This window comes from Streptomyces spiralis, from assembly GCF_014654675.1.
Lineage (GTDB): Bacteria > Actinomycetota > Actinomycetes > Streptomycetales > Streptomycetaceae > Streptomyces > Streptomyces spiralis.
Genome location: NZ_BNBC01000005.1, coordinates 71732 through 96144 on the forward strand (window position 1 = coordinate 71732; position 24413 = coordinate 96144).

Consider the following 24413-nt stretch of genomic DNA (forward strand, 5'->3'; position numbering starts at 1 on the left):
ATGCCGGGTCGTGCACACGATGTGCGCGGCGATCCGGTGGCGCGGGTGGCGGGTGATGATGATCCCGGACAAGTGGGAATGGCTGACGCGGGGCGTTCACCTGGGAGCGCCGATGCCGGAGTGTTCGGAGCGTCCGGAAGGACTGAACAGCATGACCATGATCCTGGTGACCGGCGGCACCGGAACGCTGGGCCGGCTCGTCGTCGAGCGGCTGCGCACGGACGGACACGAGGTGCGGGTGCTCAGCCGGCACACCGAGCCGTACGCCGTCGATCTGCGCGAGGGCGGTTCCGCGCTGGACGCGGCCGTCGCGGGCGTGGACACGGTCGTGCACTGCGCGAGCTCGCCCAGGGGCGGCGACGAAGAGTCGGCCGCGCATCTGATCGCGGCGGCGCGCAGGGCGGATGTGGGCCACCTGGTCTACATCTCCATCGTGGGGGTCGACCGGGTCCCGCTCGGCTACTACGAGACCAAGCACGCCGTGGAGAAACTGATCGAGGAATCGGGCCTGGGCTGGACGGTGCTGCGGACCACCCAGTTCCACGACCTGCTGGCCACCGTGTTCCAGGCCCTATCCAAGCCACCGGTCATGCTGCTCCCGGCGGGCGTGCGCGACCAGCCGATCGAGGTCGCCGAAGTCGCCGCGAGGCTCGCCGAGTTGGCGACCTCCGCGCCGGCGGGCCGCGTACCGGACATGGGCGGCCCGGAGGTCCGCACCTTCGACTCCCTGGCCCGCGCCTACCTGAAGGCCACGGCCCGCCGCCGCCCGGTCCTGACCGTCCCCCTGGCCGGCAGGGCCTACCGGGGCTTCCGCGAGGGCGGCCACCTCACTCCCACCCGGACCGTGGGCAAGCGAACCTTCGAGGACTTCCTCGCGACGCATTTCCGGGGCGGCGGCCGCCGGGGCTGATGCCGGTGGGGGTGCAGCCGGAACTCGGGAGGCGAACCCGCCGCCGGGCCAGGGGCGCAGGGGGCGAACCCGCCGCCGGGCCGCCGGGTCGGGCGGGCGGGGGCTGAGCCCGAGGTGCAGGGGGCTCTCCCGCGGGGCCGGGGGTGGAGTCACCGAGTCGGCCTGACGGGTGGGCGGAGCCTGGGGGTGCAGGGGCCGGAGCCCCCGCGAGGCCAGAGGCTGGAGTCACCGAGTCGGGCGGGTGGACGGAGCCCGGGGGTGCAGGGGCCGGAGCCCCCGCGGGGCCAGAGGCTGGAGTCACCGAGTCGGGCGGGTGGACGGAGCCCGGGGGTGCAGGGGGCGAAGCCCCGGCGGAGACGGGACTGGAGTCACCGAGTCGGCCTGACGGGTGGGCAGAGCCTGGGGCGCAAGGGGCGGAGCCCCCGCCGGGGTTCGGGGTGGAGGCCCGGGCGGGCGTCTCTGGAGTCACCGAGGCGGGTGGGTGGGTGGGCACGCCGGTGCGAACAGCTCGTCCTGCGCGCGTTCCCGCGCCGTCAGCAACGCCCCCCGCAACACGGCCCCACCCCCCAATGCACTCGCACGCACCTCCGTCCGCAGCGGCGACATCCGCCCGACCCGCTCGGCCACGCGCCCGGCGAGCACCTCCCCGCCGGCCTGCCCGATCTCCCCGCCCAGCACCACGCACCCGGGATCCAGGACGGCCACGACGGAGGCGACCCCGAGGGCGACCCGGTCGGCGAGCGCGTCCAGGAAGTCCGCGGCCCGGGCACCGTCCCCCGAAGAGGCCGTCCCCGAAGAGGTCTCCCCCGGAGATGCTTCCGCCAGGGACTCGGCCGCGCGGCGCACCAGCTCCGCGGCCGCCGGCTCCCGTCCCCCCTGCTCCCCCGACAGCCCGTACGCCCCCGCCAGTTCCGTCACCGCCGCCGCCCCGGCCAGCGAGTGGAAGCCACCACTGCAGTCCGTCGCCGACGGCACGCCCCCGGTACCGGGCACGGGCAGGAAGCCGATCTCGCCGGTGCCTCCGGAGGCGCCGCGGCGCAGCGCCCCGTCCAGGACCACCGCCGCACCCGTGCCGTGACCGAGCCACAGCAGGACGAAGGTGTCTCGACCCCGGGCGGCTCCGTCCCGCTGCTCGGCCAGCGCCGCGAGGTTGGTCTCGTTCTCGACGATGACCCGGGCCCGCGGCAGCCGCTCCTGCAACGCGGCCACCAGCCGGCGGTGCCAGGCGGGCAGACCCGTGGAGTCGCGCAGCTCGCCCGTGTCCGGGTCGATCAGGCCCGGCGCGCCGATGCCGACGGTGTGCAGCTGCTCCGCCCCCGCCTCCTTCGCCACCCGCTCCACCAGCGTGACCGCCTGCTCGACCGCGGGCCCGGTCCCGGTGTCGTCACCGATCGGAACGGACGCCTCGGCCAGTTCCCGCCCGAGCAGGTCGGTCACGGTCACCGAGACACTCTCGGTGCGTACGTCGAGGGCGGCCAGGTGGGCGCGGTCGGCGACGATGCCGTACAGCCGTGCGTTCGGGCCGCGCCGCTGCTCCCCCGCCTCCCCCACGACGGTGATCAGGCCGGAGGCCGTCAGGCGTTCGACAAGGTCGGCGACCGTCGGCCGGGACAGGCCGGTGAGCTGCTTCAGCTGCCCTGCCGTCAACGGTCCCTCCTGCTGCAACAGCCGCAGGGCGAGCCGGTCGTTGATGGCCCGGGCGGTGCTCGGGGATGCGGGCATGCCGGGAATCCTCCCAGATCTGCGGGGCCGCGACGCGGGCGGCGCCGGATATCCCCTATCTATCAGGCAGGGTCCCTGATAGTTTACGCCACGCGGCGGGACAACGAGCCCGCGGCGGGACACACGGGAGGGGCCGGACAATGAGTGCAGTGGTCGACGAACAGCGCGAGGTGCGGCGCGCGCGGTACGCCGTGGCGGCCGTCTTCGCCGTGCACGGCGCCGTCACGGGTTCGTTCGCCACCCGGGTGCCGTGGATCCAGGACCACGCCTCGGTCAGCGCCGGACAGCTCGGCCTCGCCCTGGCCTTTCCCGCGCTCGGCGCCTCCGTGGCGATGCCGCTCGCGGGCGGCATCACTCACCGCTTCGGCGCCCGTACCGCCCTGCGCGGTCTGCTCGCCCTGTGGACGCTCTCCCTGGTCCTGCCCGCCCTCGCCCCGAACCTCCTCACCCTCTGCCTGGCCCTCTTCGTCTACGGCGCCTCGGCGGGCATGGCGGACGTCGCGATGAACGCCCTCGGCGTGGAGGTCGAGAACCGGCTCGGCCGCTCGATCATGTCGGGCCTGCACGGCATGTGGAGCGCGGGCGCCCTGACCGGCTCGGCGGCCGGCACGATCGCCGCGCACCTGGGTTCGGACGCACGCCTGCACCACATCGTGGCGGCCGGCGTGCTGACCGTGCTGGGTCTGATCGCCTGTACCTGGGTGCTCGACCTTCAGCCGGCCGAGGACGAGGAGCCGCCGCCCCGGTTCGCGCTGCCGCCGAAGTCGGCGCTGCTGATCGGCGCGATCGGGTTCTGCGCGGTGTTCGCGGAGGGCGCGAGCCTGGACTGGTCGGCGGTGTACCTGCGCGACCAGCTGGCCACCTCGGCCGGGCTCGCGGCGGCCTGCACCACCGGATTCACCCTCACCATGGCCGTCGCGCGGATCGCGGGCGACAAGGTGGTCGACCGGTTCGGCTCCGTGCGCACGGTGCGGGCGAGCGGTGTCCTGGCGGTGTTCGGCGGCCTGCTCGTCGTCGTCGCGGGACATCCGGCGGTGGCGATGACCGGCTTCGCGCTGATGGGCCTGGGCATCGCGGTCGTGGTGCCGCTGTGCTTCGCCGCGGCCGGCCGCAGCGGGCCGAACCCCAGCCAGGCCATCGCGGGTGTGGCGACAATCACGTACACCTCCGGCCTGGTGGCGCCGAGCGCGATCGGCGGACTCGCCCAGGCGACCAGCCTGGTGGTGTCGTTCGGCCTGGTGACGCTGCTGGCCTGCGGCCTGGCCGCGTTCGCGGGGGTGCTGCGGGCGGGCGACCGGGACCGCCCGAAGATCAGCCGGCCGGCCGCAGCAGTTCCCGACCCGCGGCCCTGAACTCCTCGCTCCACGGCGCGGGACGCAAGGTGGCCGAATCCAGCCGTACCAGGACGCGGCTGCCCTGGGCGTACGTCATCGCGCCGTCGGCCGAGCAGAAGCGGAAGCCGTACGTCAGGCCGGTCCTGCCCAACCGTTCCAGCCACAGGTGGACGGCGTAGGCACCCGGCCGGGTCACCGGCGCCTCGTAGCTGATCCGCAGCTCCTTGACCGCGTTGCAGGCGTCCCCGGCGGCCGCCCAGTCGCCCTCGAAGCGGAAGCCGTGTCCCTGCCACAGCTCGGACCAGGCCCGCTCCACCAGCAGCGGGTAGCGGGCGTTGTGCAGCAGCCCGAGCGCGTCCAGGTCGTCGAAGTGGACGGCGACGGGGATCAGCCGGCCGTACGACAGGGCGGGGGCGACGGGTGCTTCGGCGGTCACGGCGGGGCTCCTGAACGTGCTGGTGAGGAGGGGGTACGACCTCTCATCCTAAGCGGACGCTCAGGAGAGTCGGCAGGGAAGGTGCTGGTCGCTTGCCCGGACCCCTGACAATAGGTTTCGGACATCTTCCCGTTCAGAGAAAGCGAAACCCCACCATGGACCTCGGCGTGCGCTGGAAACTGCACGGTGACGGGCGCACGCCCGCGCCAGGAGCGGTGGTCCGGCCCGACGAACGGCTCTCCTGGCCCCGCACGGTCGGACTCGGCGCCCAGCATGTCGTGGCCATGTTCGGCGCCTCCTTCGTGGCGCCCGTGCTCATGGGCCTCGACCCCAACCTCGCGATCATGATGTCGGGCGTCGCGACCGTGATCTTCCTGCTCGCCACCCGCGGCCGCGTGCCCAGCTACCTGGGCTGCTCGCTGTCCTTCGTGGGCGTCGCCGCGGTCATCCGGGCGCAGGGCGGCACGAGCGCGACCGTGACGGGCGCGGTCCTCGTCGTCGGCATCGCCCTGTTCCTGGTCGGTCTCGCCGTGCAGCGCTTCGGCGCGCGGATCATCCACGCGGCGATGCCGCCGATCGTCACCGGCGCGGTCGTGATGCTGATCGGCTTCAACCTCGCCCCGGTGACCGCCTCTACCTACTGGCCGCAGGACCAGTGGACGGCGCTGTTGGTGATGCTGTTCACCGGGCTGGCCGTCGTCTGTCTGCGCGGCTTCTGGTCCCGGATCGCGATCTTCCTCGGCCTGGTCTTCGGCTACGCCGTCTCGTGGGTCTTCGACCAGCTCTTCGGCAAGATCCACTCCGTGGACGGCAGCGGCAAGCTCACCGACCACTGGCGCCTGGACCTCTCCGGTGTCGGCAAGGCCGACTGGATCGGGCTGCCGACCTTCCACGGCCCGGCCTTCCACTGGTCGGCGATCCTGGTCGCGCTGCCGGTCGTCATCGCGCTGGTCGCGGAGAACGCCGGCCACGTCAAGGCCGTCGGCGAGATGACCGGCGACCCGCTGGACGACAAGCTGGGCACGGCCATCTCGGCGGACGGCGTGGCCTCCGTGCTGTCGACGGCCGTGGGCGGCCCGCCCAACACCACGTACTCCGAGAACATCGGCGTGATGGCCGCCACCCGCGTCTACTCCACCGCCGCCTACTGGGCCGCGGCCGGTTTCGCGCTGCTGTTCGGCATCTGCCCGAAGTTCGGCGCCATCGTGGCCGCGATCCCCGGCGGTGTGCTCGGCGGCATCACCGTCATCCTGTACGGCATGATCGGACTGCTGGGCGCGCAGATCTGGATCAACGCCAAGGTCGACCTGCGCAACCCGCTGAACCTGGTGCCGGCCGCGGCGGGCATCATCATCGGCGTCGGCAACGTCAGCATGAAGTTCACCGACACCTTCTCCCTCAGCGGTATCGCGCTGGGCACGGTCGTCGTCATCACCGGCTACCACGCGCTGCGCGCCTTCGCGCCCGCGCACCTGAAGAAGCAGGAGCCGCTGCTGGACGAGGGCACGTCGTCGTACGACGAGCCGGGGCGGGCCGGCACCCAGCGCGCCCAGTCGTAGGCACGGTCCCCAGCGCGCACCGCGTGCGCGTTCCCCCGTTCTGGGGAAGCGCCGGGCCCGTCGGCATCCGGTACGGGCCCGGCCTGGGACGCTGCCCCCATGGGGCAATCGGCACAACTCACCCGTCGCCTGGACACAGTGGACGCGACCCTCGCCCGGATGCGCGACCTGGACGCCGCGCTGCCGGAGCGGGACGGGATCGCGGTCTTCAACCGGGTCTATCTCGCCGTCACCGAGGCGGTCGACCGGCGTCTGGCGGCCGGGCGGTTCGCGGACCCGCGGGCCGCGGCCACGCTGGACGTACGGTTCGCCGAGCGGTATCTGGCCGCCGTGGACGCAGGAACGGATGGGCGGCGCGCGCCGGCCTGCTGGCGGCCGCTGCTGCAGTTCCGCCGCCATCCCGGTGTGCGCCCACTGCAGTTCGCGCTCGCGGGCATCAACGCGCACATCGGCCACGACCTGGCGCTGGCCGTCGTGGACGCGTGCGAGACGCTGGCGTGCGAGCCGGCCGACCTGGAGGGCGACTTCGACCGCGTGGGCGACCTGCTCGTCGCACTGGAGGAGCGGGTCCGGGAGGATCTGATGCCCGGTCCCGACCTGCTGCAGATCGCCGACCCGCTCACCCATCTGCTCGGCGCGTGGAGCCTGGAACGGGCCCGGGACGCCGCCTGGTCGGCCGCGCGGGCGCTGTGGGCGCTGCGCCGGTTGCCCGACGTGGCCGAGGAGTTCGCCCAGCGGCTGGACGCGGCGGTCGGCTTCGCCGGGCGCATGATGCTCACCCCGCTGCCGGACTGAGACCCGACGGCAAGACCGGACCCGACGGAAATCCGACGGCCGAAGAGCTGCGTAAGTCAAAGACCGGGGAACTCCCGCGTGATCACTGTACGTTGATCGATGGACACGGACGATCACGAAGGAGTACACCGCCATGGCGATCCGTCTGGGACTCGGCCTTCCGCAGAACCGGCAGTACCACCTCGGCAAGGACGTGCCCGATGTGGCACGCGCCGCGGAACACATCGGCTACGAGAGCCTCTGGGTGTACGAGCGGGCCCTGTTCCCGGAGCCCGCCACCCAGGGGCTGTACGGCATCGAGGGCATGCCCTGGCCCGACTCCTACCGCCATGTGGCCGACCCGCTGGTCACGCTCACCCTGGCCGCGGCGGCCACCGAGCGCGCCCGGCTGGGCACCAGCGTGCTGGTCGCGCCGCTGCACGCGCCGTTCCAGCTCGCCAAGGCCCTCGCCTCGCTGGACGCGGCCAGTGGCGGCCGGGTGATCGCCGGCTTCGGCACCGGCTGGTCCCTCGACGAGTACGCGGCCACGGGCATCCGGCCGATCAAGGAGCGCGGCCGGGTGCTGGACGAGGTGATCGACGTGTGCCGGGCGGTGTGGGGGCCCGACCCGGTGCGCCACCACGGCCGGATCACGGAGATCGACTCGGCCGCGGTCGGCCCCAAGCCCGCCCGGCCGATCCCGATCCTGCTGGCCGCGAGCACCCGCAAGGCGCGGGAGCGGCTGGTCGAGCACGCCGACGGCTGGCTGCCGACCGCCATGGGTGTCGAGCAGGTCGCCGGCGAGTGGCACGCGGTGCAGGACCTGGCCGCCGAGCGCGGCCGGCAGCAGCCGATCCAGACGGTGCTCCGGGTGAACGCGCGCTACTCGGCCAAGGCCCACGAGGGCGCGGACCGGCGCCCGTTCCACGGCAGCGCCGACCAGATCGTCGAGGACCTTGTCGCGTACGCGGAGATCGGCCTGGAGGAGATCCTCGTCGACCTGCAGAGCAGCGTGCGGGACGCCGAGGAGCTGAAGGACGTGGCCACGGAGGTGTACGAGAAGGCCCGGGCGGCCGGGCTGTGATCCCGGCCGCCCGGGCCCGCCGGGGCAGGGGCTTCTCGCCTCAGTCCTCGGGGAGTTCCACGGGCGCGATCTCGTCGTAGACGTCGCCGGGGCCGGGGTTGGCCGCGTCGGTCGCCCCGCCGAGGTGGTGCATGACGCCCCAGACCGCGTTCAGCGCGGTCTGGACGGCGCCCTCGGCCCAGCCGGCGGTCCAGGAGATGTCGTCGCCGGCGAGGAAGATGCCGCGCTTGTCCTCCGGCAGCCGGTCCTGCATGAAGTGCGTGAACAGGCGCCGCTGGTAGCGGTAGTGGCCGGGCAGGTTGGCCTTGAACGCGCCCATGAAGTAGGGCTCGTTCTCCCAGGAGACCGTCACCGGGTTGCCGATGATGTGCTTCCTGATGTCGACCTTCGGGTAGATCTCGCCGAGCGACTTCAGCATGACCTCCATCCGCTCGTTCGCGGACAGCGGCAGCCACTTCAGGCTGTCGTCGCACCAGGTGTAGGAGAGGCAGATGACGGCGGGCTTGTCCGGGCCGTCGTCGAGGAGGTACGTGCCGCGGGTCATGCGGTCGGTGAGCGTCATCGACATGACGTCCCGTCCGGTCTCCTCGTCCTTGTCCAGCCAGAACGGCCGGTCGACCGGGACGAAGAGCTTGGAGGACTCCATGTAGTGGGTGCGCTCGATGGCGGTCCAGTGGTCGATCGGGAACAGCTCGTCGTCGCACTGGATCTTGGAGAGCAGCATCCAGGACTGGGCGGTGAAGATCGCCGCCTGGTAGGTGCGGATGTCGCCGTTCGCGTCGGTGACGGTGATCTGGTTGCCCGCGGTGCGGTGCAGCCGGGTCACGGCGGGGCGCGGCTCGCCGTCCACGTGCAGGGACTTCAGCGAGGTGCCGTACGGCCAGTGGACGATCTTCTCCGGCTCGCGTTCCCAGAGCCTGAGCGGCAGCTGCTGCGAGCCGCCGACGATCCCGCGGTGGTGGTCGTCGGCCTCGGTGTAGACGACGCGCAGGATCTCCAGGATGGAGTTGGGGAAGTCGGTGTCCCAGCCGCCGGTGCCGAAGCCGACCTGGCCGAAGATCTCCCGGTGCCGGAAGGACTTGAAGGCCTCGGAGTCGCACAGGAAGCCGTAGAAGGTCTGGTTGTCGAGCTTCTCGACGAGCTGGGACCAGATCTCGCGGATGCGCTTGACGTCCCGCTCGCGCATGGCGCGGTTCACGTCGGAGAAGTCGGCGCCCTCTTCGAGGCACCTGTTCCAGGCGTCGGCGACGTCCCGGTAGACCTGCGGCAGGTCGTCGATGGTCTCGGCGTAGTGCGACTCGCCCTTGAGGTCGACGACGGTCGACGGGGTCGCCTCCGCGAGCGGATTCGGGAAGGGCCTGGTCTCCAGGCCGACCAGGTCGATGTAGTGCTGGAGGGCCGTGGAGGACGGCGGGAAGCGCATCGCGCCCATCTCGGCGGTCAGGGACTCGTCGCAGCCGTCGAAGCCGACGGTGCGCAGCCGGCCGCCGATCCGGTCGGCCTCGTAGACGACGGGCTTGAGACCCATCTTCATCAGCTCGTAGGCGGCCACGATGCCGGACAGGCCGCCGCCGATGACCGCGACCTCCGTGCCGTGCCCGGTGGCGGGTATCTGGCCGAGGCCCGCCGGGTGGGCGAGGAAGTCGTCGTACGCGTACGGGAAGTCCGGGCCGAACATGGTGATCGGCGGCTGCTGCTCGTCTGCGTGCTCGACGGCGTTGGGCACCGTGGACGTCATGGGGTACGGACTCCTTGCGCGGGGAAGAGCGGGAAGAACGGGAGGGCGGATGCCGGGGAGGTCAGGAGAGGGCCCGGTAGAGGGCGGGGCGGCGGTCCCGGAGATACGGGTTCGCCTCGCGGGAGGCGGCGAGCAGGGCCGGGTCCACGTCGGCGATGACCAGTTCCTCGGCCTGACCGGCCCGGGTACGGGCGACTCCGTCGGGGCCGGCGAGGGTGGAGAGCCCGGCGAACTCGAACTCGCCCTCGTGGCCGACCCGGTTGGCGTACGCGACGTACATCTGGTTCTCGAAGGCGCGTACGGGCACGAGGGACTCGGCGACGAACTGGAACGGGTGCATCAGCGCCGTCGGGACGAGCAGGAGGTCGGTGCCGGCCAGGGCGTGGCCGCGGGTGTTCTCCGGGAACTCCACGTCGTAGCAGATCAGCAGGCCGACGGTCAGGCCGTCCAGCTGGGCCTGGACGACCGGCTGCTCGCCCGGGGTGAAGTGGTCGCGCTCGAAGCCGCCGAAGAGATGGGTCTTGCGGTAGTCGGCCAGGCGCGTGCCGTCGGCGGAGATCAGCTGGGCGGAGTTGAAGACGGCCTCGCCGTCCCGCTCGGGGTAGCCGTAGGCGATCGCCAGACCATGCCGGCCGGCCAGCTCCGCGATCGCGTCGGCGGAGTCGCCGTCGGCGGGCTCGGCCAGTCGGCCGATGTCCTCGCCGATCGCGTACCCGGTCAGGAACATCTCCGGCGCGAGGAGCAGCGCGGCGCCCGCGGCGGCGGCGCGGCCCGCGGCCTCGTCGAGAACTTTCAGGTTCTCGGCGACGGCACCGGGGTGGCCGGAGCTCTGGAGCAGGGCGGTGCGCATGCGGGATCCTCACCGGTCAAGGGGGGTGTCGGGGGGTCGGTTAGACGGTACGGTCGGCCGGCTCGGGCGGACAAGCGGGAGCTGTTGCGCGCCGGTGGGCGGATCGTTGCGTGGGGGGTGGGGTGGGCGGCGATTCGTTGCGTGGGGCTCCGCCGGGGGGCTGGGGCTCTGCCCACCCGCCCGCCCGACTCGGTCACTGCAGAAGTCGGCCCGCCCACCGGGCTCGGACGTTACGTCGGGGAGCCCGAGGAGAAGCGGCGGAGCAGGGGGGACAGGACCAGGACGGACTTCGTGCGTTCCACGAACGGCTCGCCGGCGATGCGTTCCAGGACGCGCTCGAAGTGACGCATGTCGGCGGCGAAGACCTGGGCGATCGCGTCCGCGTCGCCGGTGACGGTGGACGCGGACACGACCTCCTGGTAGCGCTCCAGGCCGCGCTGGATCGTCTCCGGCGAGGTGTTGCGCCGGCAGTAGATCTCGACGTAGCCCTCGGTCTCCCAGCCGAGGGCGGCCGGGTCGACGCGGACGGTGAAGCCGGTGATGGCTCCGGTGGCGCGCAGCCTGTCCACGCGCCGCTTCACGGCGGGCGCGGACAGGCCGACGAGCTGCCCGATGTCCGCGTAGGAGCGGCGGGCGTCCTCGGCGAGGGCGTGCACGATGCGTTCGTCGAGATCGTTCAGCACGGGGTGTGGGTCACTTCTTCGGGATCGGGCACTCGGTCACTTCTCCGCCGTCACGAGGCTCGGCTCGGCCGCGAGACGGGAACGGCGGTAGCCGTACCCGAAGTAGAACACGAGCCCGACCGCCATCCAGACTCCGAAGACCACCCAGGTGACGGCGGACAGGCTGCCCATCATCCAGATGCAGAAGGCGAAGCCCACCGCGGGCAGCAGCGGCGACAGCGGCACCCGGAAGGTGCGGTGCATGGTCGGACGGGTCCGGCGCAGCACCACCACGGCCACATTGACCAGCGCGAACGCGAAGAGGGTGCCGATGCTGGTGGCGTCGGCGAGCTGGCCCAGCGGGATGGCCGCCGCCAGGACGCCGCAGAACAGGGAGACGATCACCGTGTTGGCACGGGGCGCCCCCGACTTCGGGTGGACCCGGGAGAACACCTTGGGCACGAGGCCGTCGCGGGACATCGCGAACAGGATGCGGGTCTGGCCGTACAGCACGGTCAGGACCACGCTGGCGATGGCGATGACCGCGCAGAACGCCAACAGGGTGCCCCAGAAGCTCTGACCGGTGACGTCGCGCATGATCTGGGCGAGGGCCGCCTCGGAGTCGTTGAACTTCTGCCACGGCTTGGCGCCCACGGCGACGGCGGCCACGAGGACGTACAGGGCGGTGACGATGACCAGGGACAGCATGATCGCCCGGGGGAGGTCTCGCTGGGCGTTCTTCGCCTCCTCGCCGGCGGTCGACGCCGCGTCGAAGCCGATGTAGGAGAAGAAGAGCGTCGCGCCCGCGGCGCTGACGCCGCTCATGCCGAGCGGCATGAAGTGGGAGTAGTTGCCGGAGCGGAAGCCCTGGACGCCGATCGCGCAGAACAGCACCAGCGCGGCGATCTTCACGCAGACCATGACCGTGTTGGCCCGCGCGGACTCCTTGGCGCCGCCCATCAGGAAGACCATCGCCAGCAGGACGACGATCAGCGCGGGCAGGTTGAAGACACCGCCGTCGCCGGGCGGCGCCGACAGGGCCGCCGGGATGGTGACGCCGAGGGTGCCCTTGAGCAGCTCGTTGAGGTACTCGCCCCAGCCGACGGCCACGGCGGCCACCGACACGCCGTACTCCAGGACCAGGCACCAGCCGCACACCCAGGCGATCAGCTCGCCCATCGTTGCGTATGCGTACGAGTAGGAGGAGCCGGAGACCGGGATCGTGCCTGCCAGCTCGGCGTACGACAGGGCCGAGAAGAGGGCCGTGAGACCGGCGATGACGAAGGAGAGCGTGACGGCGGGGCCGGCCTTGGGGACGGCCTCCCCGAGAACCACGAAGATGCCGGTGCCCAGGGTGGCACCGATGCTGATCATGGTGAGCTGCCACAGGCCCAGCGAGCGCCGCAGCGTGCCGCCTTCGCCGTGGCCACCCTCCGCGACCAGGCGTTCCACGGGCTTGCGTCGCATCAGGCGCGCACCGACGGACAGGGGGACGGTTCTGCGGTTCTGCGGTGGTGCGCCTTGGTCGAGCACGCGCGGCTCCTTGTCGCTGCGGGTCTTCGAGCGGCCGGGACCGGTGGCCCCGTCCCACGGGGACCCACCGAGCGGGGTCCCTGCCACGCCACGTACAGCGCAGAACCTTACGAGCCGGGACGTTGCCCCTGTAATGCAGCAACCTTGCGCATCCCCGCAAGATCATTGCGTTCGCGGGGGCTGTGCGGGTGTTCGTTGCGCGGGGGCTTTCGTCCGTTGCGCACGAGACGGGCGGGACTGTCCGGGGTCGTCGGACACGCCGACGGCCCCCGCTGTCCCGGCGACGGGAGAGCAGGGGCCGTGCGGAGACGGGAGAGCGGAGGCCGTGCGGAACGGCGGTCGGCTCAGGTCCAGCTGGCGTGCAGCGGCTTGCCCTCGGCGTAGCCGGCCGCGCTCTGGATGCCGACGATGGCCTTGTCGGCGAACTCCTCCAGGGAGCCGGCACCGGCGTAGGTGCACGAGGAGCGGACGCCCGCGATGATCGAGTCGATCAGGTCCTCGACGCCCGGGCGGGCCGGGTCGAGGAACATGCGGGAGGTGGAGATGCCCTCCTCGAACAGCCCCTTGCGGGCGCGGTCGTACGCCGACTCCTCCGAGGTCCGGTTGCGCACCGCGCGCGCGGAGGCCATGCCGAACGACTCCTTGTAGGCGCGTCCGCTGGCGTCGTGCTGGAGGTCGCCCGGAGACTCGTACGTGCCCGCGAACCAGGAACCGACCATCACGTTGGACGCGCCGGCCGCGAGGGCCATGGCCACGTCGCGCGGGTGGCGTACACCGCCGTCGGCCCACACATGCTTGCCGTACTTCTTCGCCTCGGCGGCGCACTCCAGGACCGCGGAGAACTGCGGCCGGCCCACGCCGGTCATCATGCGGGTGGTGCACATGGCGCCGGGGCCCACACCGACCTTGATGATGTCCGCGCCCGCGTCGATGAGGTCCTTGACGCCCTCGGCGGAGACGATGTTGCCCGCGACGATCGGGACCTGCGGGTCGAGGGCGCGCACCAGCTTGATCGCCGTGATCATCGACTCCTGGTGGCCGTGCGCGGTGTCGATCACGAGCGTGTCCACGCCCGCGTCGAGCAGCTGCTTGGCCTTGCCGGCCACATCGCCGTTGATGCCGACGGCCGCGGCGACGCGCAGCTTGCCGTTCTTGTCGACGGCCGGGGTGTACAGCGTGGCGCGCAGGGCGCCCTTGCGGGTGAGGATGCCGGCGAGCTTGCCGTCCTTGTCGACGGCGGGGGCGTAGCGCCGGTTGTGCGCGTCGAGGGTGTTGAAGGCCTCGCGCGGGTCGATGTCGGCGTCCAGCAGGAGCAGGTCCTTGGACATGACCACTTCGAGCTGGGTGAAGCGGTCGACGCCGGTCAGGTCGGCGTCGGTGACGACACCGACGGGCCGCTGCTCCTCGTCGACGACCACGCCGGCGTTGTGCGCCCGCTTGGGCAGCAGGGCGAGGGCGTCGGCGACGGTCTGGTGCGGGGCCAGCACGATCGGGGTGTCCAGCACCAGGTGGCGGCTCTTCACCCAGGAGACGACGTCGGTGACCACGTCGATCGGGATGTCCTGCGGGATGACCACCAGGCCGCCGCGCCTGGCCATCGTCTCGGCCATGCGACGGCCGGCGATGGCGGTCATGTTGGCGACGACGAGCGGGATGGTGGTGCCCGTGCCGTCCGGCGAGCTGAGGTCCACGCCCTGACGCGAGCCGACCGCGGAGCGGCTCGGCACCATGAACACGTCGTCGTACGTCAGGTCGTACGCGGGCTGGATGTCATTGAGGAAACGCACGTGCTGCACATCCCAGTCGATCAGAGGTGACCCCCGGGCAGGTCTGCCAGGGGGAAAGAGCACGTACTTCATTGTCCCATGACGGGCGCGTTGTCAGGGCCTGTCATAACGCCCAGGCCGCCGCGGAGGCGTTAGGACGATCCTCCAAGGGCCGAATGTCCGCCGAGGGCCGACGATCCGCCGAGGGCAAGGGCGACGGTGAGCGTGGGAGTGCGATCGGCCGCCTCTGCGAAGACCTCCTGCGCCGTGCGCCACTCGCCCGGGTTCGCCTCGGCGTACGCCCGCCAGCCCCGTACGACGAGCAGCAGCCCCTGGCGGGCGGCCGCCCGGGGCCAGACGGTGGGGTCGGAGAGGGAGTCGGCGAGCGCGTCCCAGTTGCGGCCGAACCAGTCGGGCAGCGCCAGGGCCCGGGCGGAGCGGTCCATCAGAGCCGCCTTGTCCGTGACGCCGTCGAGGTCCAGAGTGACCAGGAGCCGGCCCGCCAGGTCATCGCTCACCTCGGCGTCAGCCCCCGTCCGGGTCCGCCCGGTTCAGGGCGGGCTTCGGGGTGGGTCCGGCCGTCATCAGGTAGTCGGCGGCCGAGGTGTCCGTGACCAGGCTGGTGACCAGGCCGGAACGCAGCACCGCGTCGATCGCCGGCGCCTTGCGCTGCCCGCCCGCGATCGCGACGACCTCGGGGATACGGCGCAGCTGCTCGGCCTTGACGGTGATGCACCGCTCACCCAGGTCCCGGCCGATCCGGCGGCCCTGGGCGTCGAAGAGGTGCGCGGACATCTCGGCGGCGACGCCGAGCGAGGCGTAGTGCGCGCGCTCCTCGTCGCTGAGCATGTCGTGCACCGTGGAGATGCCCGGCTCCCAGGAGCCGATGGACACGCAGGCGACCGTGACCTTGTCGAAGTACTCGAAGGCCCGGGCGATCCCGGTCTGGTTGCGCAGCGCCGCCGCGGTGGCCGCGTCGGGCAGCAGCATCGGCGCGTAGATGGGGTGGGCGTCCCCGCCGGAGACCTGGGCGGCGCGGCGGACCGCCTCCACCGAGCCGCGTTCGGCGGTCCCGGCGTCGTACACGCCGGTCAGCTGCACCACCGTGCACGGGGGCAGCCGGTCGAGGGCCGCCGCCATGTGGATGGTGGACCGGCCCCAGGCCAGGCCCAGCACATCGCCCTCGTTGACGAGCTCGCCGAGCAGGTCCGCGGCGACCTCGCCCAGGTTCTCCGGGTCGGGGGTCTCCTCGGCGTCGGCCGGGGACTCGACCACGACGGCGTGCCTGAGGCCGTAGCGGGCGCGGAGCGCGTCGGAGCGCTCGGCGTCCAGTTCGGCCGGGACGCGGATCTCGATGCGCACGAGGTCCCGTTCGAGGGCGGTCTCCAGGACCCGGGCCACCTTGAACCGGCTGACGCCGAACTCCTCGGCGATTTGGATCTTGGACTTGCCCTCGAGGTAGAAACGGCGGGCCATGGCCGCCGCCTGCACCAGCTCAGCGGGTCCCATCCGCACTGCTGACCGGCCCGCCGACATACCCGACACGGCGATCTCCTCACTGCTGTTCACACTCTGGATTCGCCGTTCATCCTTGCAGATCCGGCGCTCTTGATCAGCCCTGATGAGAGCCGTTCACGTAGCTGATGCCCAGTGGTTGCACGCCCACGACATGCTCGGTGGTTCCACTCCATGATGGCCTCGGTGGTGGCACGCGTGTGTCCGGTGGCCGTGGGTTCAGTGGCCACAGGCCCACGACGCCCCGGAGGTGGCCGCCTCCGCCTGGGCCCGCAGGGCGCGCACCGCCTCGGCCGGGTCCTGCGCCCCGTAGACGGCGGAGCCGGCGACGAAGACGTCGGCACCGGCCTCCGCGCAGCGCTCGATCGTGGCGGCCGACACCCCGCCGTCGACCTGGAGCCACAGCTGGAGGCCGTGCTTGCTGATCAGCTCCCTGGTACGGCGGATCTTGGGCAGCATGATGTCGAGGAACGCCTGGCCGCCGAAGCCCGGCTCCACCGTCATGATCAGAAGCATGTCGAGCTCGGGGAGCAGATCCTCGTACGGCTCGATGGGCGTGGCGGGCTTGAGTGCCATCGAGGCCCTGGCGCCCTTGGCGCGGATCTCGCGGGCCAGCCGCACCGGGGCGCCGGCCGCCTCGACGTGGAAGGTGACCGAGGAGGCGCCCGCCTCGACGTACTGCGGGGCCCACCGGTCGGCGTCCTCGATCATCAGATGGCAGTCCAGCGGGGTGTCCGTCGCCCGCGCCAGGGATTCCACGACCGGAACGCCGAGCGTGAGGTTCGGGACGAAGTGGTTGTCCATCACGTCGACGTGGAGCCAGTCGGCCCCTTCGACCGCCTTCGCCTCCTCGGCGAGGCGTGCGAAGTCGGCGGACAGGATGCTGGGGTTGATCTGCACGGCCATGCCCCAAGCCTGCCATGTCGCCGCGCTCGGCCGTAACGGCGGTCACGTTCTGCGCCCGGCAGCCCTCAGCCGGTCCTGCGGATCAGGGCCAGGTACATGGCGTCGGTGCCGTGCAGGTGGGGCCACAGCTGAACGTCGGGGCCGTCGCCGAGCGCCGGGACGTCCGGGAGGAGGGGGCGCGCGTCGATCAGGTCGGCCTCCGGGAACTGCTTGAGCACGTCGGCGACGACCGCGCGGGTCTCGGCGAGGTGGGGCGAGCAGGTGGCGTAGCCGACGACGCCGCCGACGCGCACGGACTCCAGAGCGGTGCGCAGGAGACCGCGCTGGAGCGGCGCGAAGCCGTCCAGGTCCTCCGGGCGGCGCCGCCACCGCGCCTCGGGGCGGCGGCGCAGGGCGCCCAGGCCGGTGCACGGCACGTCGACGAGGACCCGGTCGAAGCTGCCCGGACGCCAGGCGGGGCGTGTTCCGTCGGCGGCGATGACCTGGTACGGGCCGGGGTTCCCGGCGAGCGCCTTGGCGACCAGTCCGGCCCGGTGGGGCTGCTTCTCGGAGGCGAGCAGCACGGCCCCGCGCTCGGCGGCGAGGGCGGCGAGCAGGGCCGCCTTGCCGCCGGGTCCGGCGCAGCCGTCGAGCCATCGGGCGTCGGGGCCGTCGAGGGGCGCGTTCGCCAGGGCGAGCGCCACGAGCTGGCTGCCCTCGTCCTGAACGCCCGCGCGGCCTTCCCGTACGGCGTCCACGGCGCCCGGTTCGCCGCCCTCGGTGAGCCGCACGGCGTACGGCGACCAGCGGCCCGGCACCGCGGCCTCCTCGCGCAGCAGCTCCTCGGTGGTGGCCCGTCCGGGCCGGGCGACCAGGGTGACCTCGGGCCGCTCGTTGTCCGCCTCGAGCAGGTCCTCGATGCCGGCGCGGGGGCCGCCGAGGGAGTCCCAGAGGGCGGAGACGACCCAGCGGGGGTGGGAGTGGACGACGGCGAGGTGGTCCTCTGGGTCGTCGTCGTAGGGCGGGGCGACCTTCTCCAGCCATCCGTCGAGGTCGTCCTGGGCGACCTTGCGCAGCACGGCGTTGACGAACTTGGCCCGCCCGTCGCCGAGCACCACCCGGGCCAGCTCGACCGTGGCGGACACGGCGGCGTGGCTCGGGATACGGGTGCCGAGCAGCTGGTGGACGCCGAGGCTGAGCACGTCGAGGACGGGCGGGTCGACCTCCCTGAGCGGCCGGTCCACGCAGGCGGCGATGATCGCGTCGTAGGTCCCCTGCCGGCGCAGCGTGCCGTACACCAGCTCGGTGGCGAGCGCGGCGTCCCGCCCGTCGAACTTTTCGGGTCCCTCCTTCTCGCGCGCCTTGCGCAGCAGGGGCGGCAGGACGAGGTTGGCGTAGGCGTCCCGCTCGTCCACGGCGCGCAGCGCCTCGAAGGCGAGAATGCGGACGGGGTCCTTCTGCGGCCTGCGGTAGGGCTTGGCGGGCCTGCGGGGCCGACGGGGGGTGTCGCTCACGAAAAAGGTGCTCCGGATGTCTGGGGCGCCGCGCACGGATGCGCTGCGCACGAATGTGCTGGGCACGAATGTGCCGGGCGTGGGCGCGCCGTGCTGGGCGTGGGTGCGCGGGCCCGGGTGTGCTCTCCGACCAGGCTACGTCCCACGGCCGACCGCTGGTCGGTGGCCGAGGGGTCCGCGGGGGCGGTGCCCGGTCCGCGAGGTGGCGGGCCCAGGAGTCCGCGGGACGGCGTCCGAGAAAGCGGCCCGCTCGGCGGCCGACAGGCCGGTCCGCTCGGCGGCCGACAGGCCGGTCCGCTCGGCGCCCGAGGAGCCCGCCCGGGCGGCGTCCGACGCAACCGGCCGCTCGGCGGCCGACGAGATGCCGAGATGCTTGGTCGACGGCCGATGTGCCTGCCCGCTCGAGCGGCGGCCGAGGACCCCGGCCCGGGCAGCGTCCGAGGAAACTGCCCACTCGACGACCGACAAGAGGGCCTGATCGATGGCCGACGAGGCTGCCCGGTCGGCGCCCGAGGCGCCACGCGCCGGCCGACGGGACCGCCCGGGCCGCGGTCGGCGAGGCTGTCGGCCGTCAGTGCCCGAGGGTCTCGCCCTCGGTGATGCGCACGCCGCGTGCCCAGTCCGCCGCTCGCATCGGCTTCTTTCCCTGGGCCTGCACCCACAGCAGCTCGACGGCGTGGGAGCCGGTGCCGACGTGGAGGTCGTTCTTGCCGGCGGCGAGCGCGCCGGGGGCGAGGTCGGTCCGCTGCGGCGCGAGGGCGACCTGGATCAGCTTGAGCCGTTCGCCGCGGAACGTGGTCCAGGCGCCCGGGGCCGGCGTGCAGCCGCGCACCACCCGGTCGACGCGCAGGGCGGGGGCGTTCCAGTCGATCCTGGCGTCCTCGACGGTGATCTTCGGCGCGAGGGTGACGCCCTCGGCCGGCTGCGGTACGGCCTTCAGGGTCCCGTCCTCGATGCCGTCCATGGTCGCGACGAGCAGCCCGGAGCCGGCGAACGCCAGCCGGGTGAGCAGGTCGCCGCTGGTGTCGGTGGGCCGGATCCGCTCCGTGACGGTGCCGTAGACCGGGCCGGAGTCCAGGCCCTCCTCGATGAGGAAGGTGGAGGCGCCGGTGATCTCGTCGCCCGCCATGAGGCTGTGCTGCACGGGCGCCGCACCGCGCCAGGCGGGCAGCAGGGAGAAGTGCAGGTTGACCCAGCCGTGCGCGGGGATGTCCAGCGCCGGCCGGGGCAGCAGGGCGCCGTAGGCGACGACGGGGCAGCAGTCCGGGGCGATCCGCGTCAGCCGCTCCAGGAACTCCGGGTCACGCGGCCGCTCCGGCTTGAGCACCTCGATGCCGGCCTCCTCGGCCCGCTCGGCGACCGGGCTCGCGACCAGCCGGCGCCCGCGTCCGGCCGGTGCGTCGGGGCGTGTGACGACGGCGGCGACCTCGTGCCGCCCGGAGGCGAGCAGAGCGTCCAGGGCGGGAACGGCGACCTCGGGGGTACCGGCGAAGACGAGCTTCATGGGCGGGTGCGGCCTCTCGGTCGGGGCTGGGCGGGCAGCGCACCAGTCTATGACCATGCACCGACAGCCGCGGCGGACGAGCGGCGCAGCGACCGCCCCTGGGGGCGTACGCATATGCCCTTACGCCCCCACACCGTGACCAGCGGAGCGAAAGCGCGTTGGTCAAGACAGAGTTGACCACCAGGGGCCGCGCTCGCGCGGCTCGATTCCTTTCAACGCCGGTTCGAGAGGCTTGTTCATGGCCGACCACGCAACCCACGACGCCCAGGCCCGGGCGAGCCTGCACTTGCTGGTGCGGGACATCGAGCGGGTCCGTCGGCAGGTGGACGCGCTGCGCACGCTCACCGCCCAGTTGGGCAACGTCTACCGTCCGCGCCGCTCCGGTCCCTCCACGGGCTTCGTCGTCTACGGACGCGCCCCCGCCCCGACCGTCCGCCTCGCGCAGGAGCTGCGGGACAGTGTCGAGACCCTGGTCACGGCCGCCGTGGACTTCGACCGCTCACTCGGCTTCTCGTGGGACGCCGTGGGTTCGGCGCTCGGCGTCACCAAGCAGGCGGTCCACCGTCGTTACGGCGCGCGCCGTGCCGCGGCGCAGGCGGCCGCGGAGAGCGAGCGGGGCGCGGAGCCCGCGGGCACCCGCACGGTCGACGTCGGCACCGGTCTCACCACGATGCCGGCGGTGCCCGCGGCCCGCTCCATGCCGACCCAGCCGACGGCGGGCAGCCCGTCGCTGCGCGAGGACGCGCGGCCCACGGCGTTCCCCGGACCGCGCAACGGCTGAGGCGGGCGGGCAGCACTCGCCTGACGACCACTCACCGATGCCCTCCCGGGAGGTCCCGGGAGGGCATCGCACATGGGCGACGCGCCCCGGCCACCCGTGACGACCTGTCCCCCGCTGCCCGTCACCTCACCGGTATCCGTCACCTCAGCCGCTGCCCGTCACCTCACCCGGTATCCGTCAGCTCAGCCGGTATCCGTCACCTCAGCCGATGTCCGGCGGGTCGATCCGCACCCACACCGGCTCACCGCTCCCGCGGGCCGTGCGCGCCGCCTGTGCGGCCTTCAGGGCGGCGGCGAGTGCCGCTCCGCTGCCGGGCGGGACGCGGATCAGCGCCCGGTCCCACTGCTCGCCGGGCGGTGGCGCGCCCGACCGCCGGGGCCGTCCGGGCGGGGTGACCGGAAGCGGCACCGGGCCCAGGATCTCTGCCTCGTGCGGCAGTTCGACCGCGCGGAGGAAGTCCGCGACCATCTCCGGCGGGCCCGACACGGCCGCCATCCGGGAGACCGGGGGGAACCCCAGTTCGGCCCGCTCGGCGCGCTCCCGGACCGCGTGCCCGACGGGATCCCAGCGCACCAGGGCCTGCACGGGCCGCAACGTCGGCTCGGCGACCACGACCACCGTGCCGCCCGCCTCCTGCGGGCGCACGAGCGCGGCGGCCCCGATCCACCGGCGCAGCGCGTCCTCGCCCGCGCGCAGATCGGGGCGTCCCAGCATGGCCCAGCCGTCCAGCAGCAGGGCCGCCGCGTACCCGCCCTCGGCGACCGGCTCGGCGCCCGGTGTGCTCACGACCAGCGCGGGCGCCGGCGGGACCGTGTCCAGCACGTGCTCGCGTCCCGAGGTGCGCACCGGCACGGCGGGGAAGGCCCGCCCGAGCTCCTCGGCGGTCCGGCGGGCCCCGACGACCTGGGCCCGCAGCCGGAACGAGCCGCACTCCGGGCAGTGCCAGGAGGTCTCCTCGCGCCCGCACCATCCGCAGCGGAGCAGGACCGCGTCCTGCCCCTGGAGGGGGCCGGCGCAGTGCCGGCAGCGGGCGGGCGCGCGGCACTGGGCGCAGGCCATCCGCGGGACGTACCCCCGCCGGGGGACCTGCACCAGCACCGGGCCGTTCCTCAGGCCCTCACGGGCGACCTGCCAGGCGAGGGTGGGCAGCCGTGCGGCCCGGGCCGCCTCGTCCCGCGCGAGGTCCGCGTCGCCCACGGTGCGCACGAGCGGGGCCGCCCGCCGCACCTGTTCGCGCGCGGCGACCAGGGGCCGCGCCCAGCCGCTCTCGACGAGCTGGGCGGCCTCGACGGTGCAGCTCCAGCCGCCGAGCAGGAAGCCGCACCTGTCCAGCGCGGCGCGCAGCAGCAGCACCTCCCGGGCGTGGGGCTGGGGCGCGTGCTGCTCGCTCAGGCTGTCGTCGCCGTCGTCCCAGAGTGCGACCAGTCCGAGGTCGCGCACCGGCGCGAACATGGCGGCGCGGGTCCCGACGACGGCCCGTACGGAGCCCCTGCTGACCGCGAGCCACTGCCGGTACCGCTGCTCGGGGCCGGCGTCGGCGGTGAGCAGCGCGTGCCGTCCCTCGCCGAGGAGGGAGGTCAGCGCGGCGTCCACCCGGGCGGCGGCCCGTCCGTCCGGTACGACGACGAGCGCGCCCCGCCCCGAGGCGAGCGTCGCGGCGACGGCGCGGGCCAGTTCCTCGCTCCACTGCGGCCCCGGCAGGGTGTTCCAGACGGCCCTGGGGGTGCCGCCGGAGGCCAGTGCGGCGATGAAGGCGCCTCCGTGCTCGTACCGGGCCCAGGGGCCGGCGTCGGGGACGGGTGGTGGGGGCAGCGGAGGAGGCGACGGCTGCTGCTCGGCACGGGCGTTGCGCGGCGGTACGGCGAGTTGCAGGACGTCGGCGACGCTGCCGGCGTACCGATCGGCGACGGCTCTGGCCAGCCCGAGGAGCTCCTCGCTCAGCACGCGCTCGGGCGACACCACCTGGGCGAGCGCGGCCAGGGGCCCGGAGTAGTCGGACTCGGCCCGGCGCTCGATCAGGAACCCGTCGATGAGGCCGCCGCCCTCGCGCCGACCCTCCCGCACGCGGTGCCGTCCGGCACCGAACCGCACCCGCACCCGCACGCCCGGCTGGGCATCGGCGTCCAGCTCGGCGGGCACGGCGTAGTCGAAGTACCGGTCGAGGTGGAGCACACCCTTGTCGACGAGCACCCGCGCGACGGGCAGCTGCTCGGCGAGCGCCGCTCCCCGCCAGGTGCGGGGCTTGGCGCGGGGCTCCTTCGCCTTGCGCACGCTCTCCCGAATGAGCGCGAGCTGCTCCGGCGGCGCCCCTTCGGCTCCACCGTCGCCCGGCCCGTTCTCGCTGCTCACGCTTGCCTTCTTACCAAACGGCACTGACAACGACGCCGGCCCGAGATCCTCGACGGCTGCGGCACGGATTCGGCTTCACCGCGCGCCCTCCGGGGGCACACTCCACGAAGTAACCGCGGCCTTCGCACCGGGCGGCGTCGACGGCCCAGTCCAGGAAGATCCCGGCCATGCCCGCCAGCCGATTCCGTACCGGCTGAGCCACGACACGCACGCGCCGAGGCCCGGCTCCCGCGACTGGGAACCGGGCCTCGAAAGAATGCCTCACAGGCCGAAGCGCTGCTGCTTACAGGCCCGCGGCCTGGCGCAGGGCGTCCACGCGGTCGGTCTGCTCCCAGGTGAAGTCCGGCAGTTCGCGGCCGAAGTGGCCGTAGGCGGCGGTCTGGGCGTAGATCGGGCGGAGCAGGTCGAGGTCGCGGATGATCGCGGCCGGGCGCAGGTCGAAGACCTGGTCGATGGCCTTCTCGATCTTCTCGGGGTCGATCTTGTGGGTGCCGAAGGTCTCGACGAACAGACCGACCGGCTCGGCCTTGCCGATCGCGTAGGCGACCTGGACCTCGCAGCGGGAGGCCAGGCCCGCGGCCACCACGTTCTTCGCCACCCAGCGCATCGCGTACGCCGCGGAGCGGTCGACCTTGGACGGGTCCTTGCCGGAGAACGCGCCGCCGCCGTGGCGGGCCATGCCGCCGTAGGTGTCGATGATGATCTTGCGGCCGGTCAGGCCCGCGTCACCCATCGGGCCGCCGATCTCGAACCGGCCGGTGGGGTTGACCAGCAGGCGGTAGCCCTCGGTGTCCAGCTTGATGCCGTCGTCCAGGAGCGCCTTCAGCTCGGGCTCGACGACGAACTCGCGGATGTCGGGGGCCAGCAGCGACTCCAGGTCGATGTCCGAGGCGTGCTGGGACGAGACGACCACCGTGTCCAGGCGGACCGCCTTGTCGCCGTCGTACTCGATGGTGACCTGGGTCTTGCCGTCCGGGCGCAGGTAGGGGATCGTGCCGTTCTTGCGCACGTCCGACAGGCGCTTGGACAGCCGGTGGGCCAGGAAGATCGGCAGCGGCATCAGCGTCGGCGTCTCGTCCGAGGCGTAGCCGAACATCAGGCCCTGGTCGCCGGCGCCCTGCCGGTCCAGCTCGTCGTCGTCGCCCTCGACCCGGGTCTCGTACGCCGCGTCGACGCCCTGCGCGATGTCCGGGGACTGCGCGCCGATCGACACGGACACGCCGCAGGAGGCGCCGTCGAAGCCCTTCTTCGAGGAGTCGTAGCCGATCTCCAGGATCTTGCTGCGGACCAGGGTCGCGATGTCCGCGTAGGCCTTGGTCGTGACCTCACCGGCCACGTGCACCAGACCGGTGGTGATCAACGTCTCCACCGCGACCCGGGAGGTCGGGTCCTCGCGCAGCAGTGCGTCGAGAATGGTGTCGCTGATCTGGTCAGCGATCTTGTCGGGGTGACCCTCGGTCACGGACTCCGAGGTGAACAGGCGACGGGACACAACGC

The 24413-nt window shown here is 73.0% G+C and carries 20 protein-coding genes; 6 read left to right on the forward strand and 14 right to left on the reverse strand.

The genetic code is table 11. From position 1 onward, the window contains the following. Nucleotides 1–151: 151 nt before the first annotated feature. Nucleotides 152–910, forward strand: coding sequence for an SDR family oxidoreductase (locus IE318_RS07495; protein ID WP_189897893.1), 759 nt, complete (start codon nt 152–154; stop codon nt 908–910). A gap of 465 nt (nt 911–1375) precedes the next feature. On the opposite strand, the gene IE318_RS07500 is transcribed toward IE318_RS07495, so the two are convergent. After that, the gene (locus IE318_RS07500) at nt 1376–2632 is read right to left on the reverse strand and encodes an ROK family transcriptional regulator (protein ID WP_189897895.1); all 1257 of its coding nucleotides are present in this window, start codon (nt 2630–2632) and stop codon (nt 1376–1378) included. 140 nt (nt 2633–2772) lie between these two features. Here IE318_RS07500 and IE318_RS07505 point away from each other — a divergent pair, with 140 nt between their 5' ends. Continuing rightward, nucleotides 2773–3984: an MFS transporter gene (locus tag IE318_RS07505; RefSeq protein WP_189897897.1), complete on the forward strand. Its 1212-nt coding sequence runs from the start codon at nt 2773–2775 to the stop codon at nt 3982–3984. On the opposite strand, the gene IE318_RS07510 is transcribed toward IE318_RS07505, so the two are convergent. Then, nucleotides 3944–4402 (reverse strand): acyl-CoA thioesterase, encoded by a 459-nt coding sequence (locus tag IE318_RS07510; RefSeq protein ID WP_189897899.1) that lies wholly within the window; start codon nt 4400–4402, stop codon nt 3944–3946. The two genes, IE318_RS07505 and IE318_RS07510, sit on opposite strands and share 41 nt — an antisense overlap. Nucleotides 4403–4557: 155 nt before the next feature. Between IE318_RS07510 and IE318_RS07515 the strand changes: the two genes are divergently transcribed. From IE318_RS07515 to IE318_RS07525, 3 genes are all read left to right on the forward strand, one after another. Continuing rightward, nucleotides 4558–5961: a uracil-xanthine permease family protein gene (locus tag IE318_RS07515; protein ID WP_189897901.1), complete on the forward strand. Its 1404-nt coding sequence runs from the start codon at nt 4558–4560 to the stop codon at nt 5959–5961. A 99-nt stretch (nt 5962–6060) separates the two neighbouring features. Beyond that, nucleotides 6061–6756: a DUF5995 family protein gene (locus tag IE318_RS07520; RefSeq protein ID WP_189897903.1), complete on the forward strand. Its 696-nt coding sequence runs from the start codon at nt 6061–6063 to the stop codon at nt 6754–6756. Between the two features lie 133 nt (nt 6757–6889). After that, nucleotides 6890–7819, forward strand: coding sequence for an LLM class F420-dependent oxidoreductase (locus IE318_RS07525; RefSeq protein ID WP_189897905.1), 930 nt, complete (start codon nt 6890–6892; stop codon nt 7817–7819). A 40-nt stretch (nt 7820–7859) separates the two neighbouring features. On the opposite strand, the gene IE318_RS07530 is transcribed toward IE318_RS07525, so the two are convergent. From IE318_RS07530 to fmt, 10 genes are all read right to left on the reverse strand, one after another. Then, on the reverse strand, nt 7860–9557 hold the full coding sequence (locus IE318_RS07530; protein ID WP_189897907.1) for a flavin monoamine oxidase family protein: 1698 nt from the start codon (nt 9555–9557) through the stop codon (nt 7860–7862). A 61-nt stretch (nt 9558–9618) separates the two neighbouring features. Beyond that, nucleotides 9619–10407, reverse strand: coding sequence for a carbon-nitrogen hydrolase family protein (locus tag IE318_RS07535; RefSeq protein WP_189897909.1), 789 nt, complete (start codon nt 10405–10407; stop codon nt 9619–9621). Between the two features lie 230 nt (nt 10408–10637). Beyond that, entirely contained in the window at nt 10638–11090 is a 453-nt protein-coding gene (locus tag IE318_RS07540) for an Lrp/AsnC family transcriptional regulator (protein WP_030166598.1), read from the reverse strand. 36 nt (nt 11091–11126) lie between these two features. Beyond that, entirely contained in the window at nt 11127–12602 is a 1476-nt protein-coding gene (locus IE318_RS07545) for an amino acid permease (protein WP_189897911.1), read from the reverse strand. Between the two features lie 344 nt (nt 12603–12946). Next, nucleotides 12947–14389 (reverse strand): GuaB1 family IMP dehydrogenase-related protein, encoded by a 1443-nt coding sequence (locus IE318_RS07550; RefSeq protein ID WP_189897914.1) that lies wholly within the window; start codon nt 14387–14389, stop codon nt 12947–12949. A gap of 131 nt (nt 14390–14520) precedes the next feature. Further along, the gene (locus IE318_RS07555) at nt 14521–14886 is read right to left on the reverse strand and encodes a barstar family protein (protein ID WP_189897916.1); all 366 of its coding nucleotides are present in this window, start codon (nt 14884–14886) and stop codon (nt 14521–14523) included. A gap of 7 nt (nt 14887–14893) precedes the next feature. Beyond that, nucleotides 14894–15937, reverse strand: coding sequence for a sugar-binding transcriptional regulator (locus IE318_RS07560; RefSeq protein WP_030166576.1), 1044 nt, complete (start codon nt 15935–15937; stop codon nt 14894–14896). Nucleotides 15938–16102: 165 nt separating this feature from the next. Then, nucleotides 16103–16789 carry a ribulose-phosphate 3-epimerase gene (rpe, locus tag IE318_RS07565; protein WP_030166573.1) on the reverse strand — a complete coding sequence of 229 codons (687 nt, stop codon included), beginning with the start codon at nt 16787–16789 and terminating at the stop codon, nt 16103–16105. Nucleotides 16790–16854: 65 nt separating this feature from the next. Further along, on the reverse strand, nt 16855–18282 hold the full coding sequence (locus tag IE318_RS07570) for an RsmB/NOP family class I SAM-dependent RNA methyltransferase (RefSeq protein WP_189897918.1): 1428 nt from the start codon (nt 18280–18282) through the stop codon (nt 16855–16857). Between the two features lie 571 nt (nt 18283–18853). After that, entirely contained in the window at nt 18854–19786 is a 933-nt protein-coding gene (gene fmt, locus IE318_RS07575; protein ID WP_189897920.1) for a methionyl-tRNA formyltransferase, read from the reverse strand. Nucleotides 19787–20024: 238 nt separating this feature from the next. On the opposite strand from fmt, the gene IE318_RS07580 reads away from it, so the two are divergent. After that, the gene (locus tag IE318_RS07580) at nt 20025–20567 is read left to right on the forward strand and encodes a hypothetical protein (protein WP_189897921.1); all 543 of its coding nucleotides are present in this window, start codon (nt 20025–20027) and stop codon (nt 20565–20567) included. 201 nt (nt 20568–20768) lie between these two features. Here the strand turns inward: IE318_RS07580 and IE318_RS07585 are convergent, their stop codons facing one another. Both IE318_RS07585 and metK read right to left on the reverse strand, forming a co-directional pair. Beyond that, nucleotides 20769–22916 (reverse strand): primosomal protein N', encoded by a 2148-nt coding sequence (locus tag IE318_RS07585; protein ID WP_189897924.1) that lies wholly within the window; start codon nt 22914–22916, stop codon nt 20769–20771. A 283-nt stretch (nt 22917–23199) separates the two neighbouring features. Beyond that, on the reverse strand, nt 23200–24408 hold the full coding sequence (gene metK / locus IE318_RS07590; RefSeq protein ID WP_030166557.1) for a methionine adenosyltransferase: 1209 nt from the start codon (nt 24406–24408) through the stop codon (nt 23200–23202). Nucleotides 24409–24413: the final 5 nt, after the last annotated feature.

Excerpts from the sequence above, each read along its gene's own strand:
- IE318_RS07495 (WP_189897893.1), top strand. The coding sequence starts at position 152 with ATGACCATGATCCTGGTGACCGGCGGCACCGGAACGCTGGGCCGGCTC.
- IE318_RS07500 (WP_189897895.1), bottom strand. The coding sequence starts at position 2,632 with ATGCCCGCATCCCCGAGCACCGCCCGGGCCATCAACGACCGGCTCGCC.
- IE318_RS07505 (WP_189897897.1), top strand. The coding sequence starts at position 2,773 with ATGAGTGCAGTGGTCGACGAACAGCGCGAGGTGCGGCGCGCGCGGTAC.
- IE318_RS07515 (WP_189897901.1), top strand. The coding sequence starts at position 4,558 with ATGGACCTCGGCGTGCGCTGGAAACTGCACGGTGACGGGCGCACGCCC.
- IE318_RS07520 (WP_189897903.1), top strand. The coding sequence starts at position 6,061 with ATGGGGCAATCGGCACAACTCACCCGTCGCCTGGACACAGTGGACGCG.
- IE318_RS07525 (WP_189897905.1), top strand. The coding sequence starts at position 6,890 with ATGGCGATCCGTCTGGGACTCGGCCTTCCGCAGAACCGGCAGTACCAC.
- IE318_RS07530 (WP_189897907.1), bottom strand. The coding sequence starts at position 9,557 with ATGACGTCCACGGTGCCCAACGCCGTCGAGCACGCAGACGAGCAGCAG.
- IE318_RS07535 (WP_189897909.1), bottom strand. The coding sequence starts at position 10,407 with ATGCGCACCGCCCTGCTCCAGAGCTCCGGCCACCCCGGTGCCGTCGCC.
- rpe (WP_030166573.1), bottom strand. The coding sequence starts at position 16,789 with ATGGCCGTGCAGATCAACCCCAGCATCCTGTCCGCCGACTTCGCACGC.
- fmt (WP_189897920.1), bottom strand. The coding sequence starts at position 19,786 with ATGAAGCTCGTCTTCGCCGGTACCCCCGAGGTCGCCGTTCCCGCCCTG.
- IE318_RS07580 (WP_189897921.1), top strand. The coding sequence starts at position 20,025 with ATGGCCGACCACGCAACCCACGACGCCCAGGCCCGGGCGAGCCTGCAC.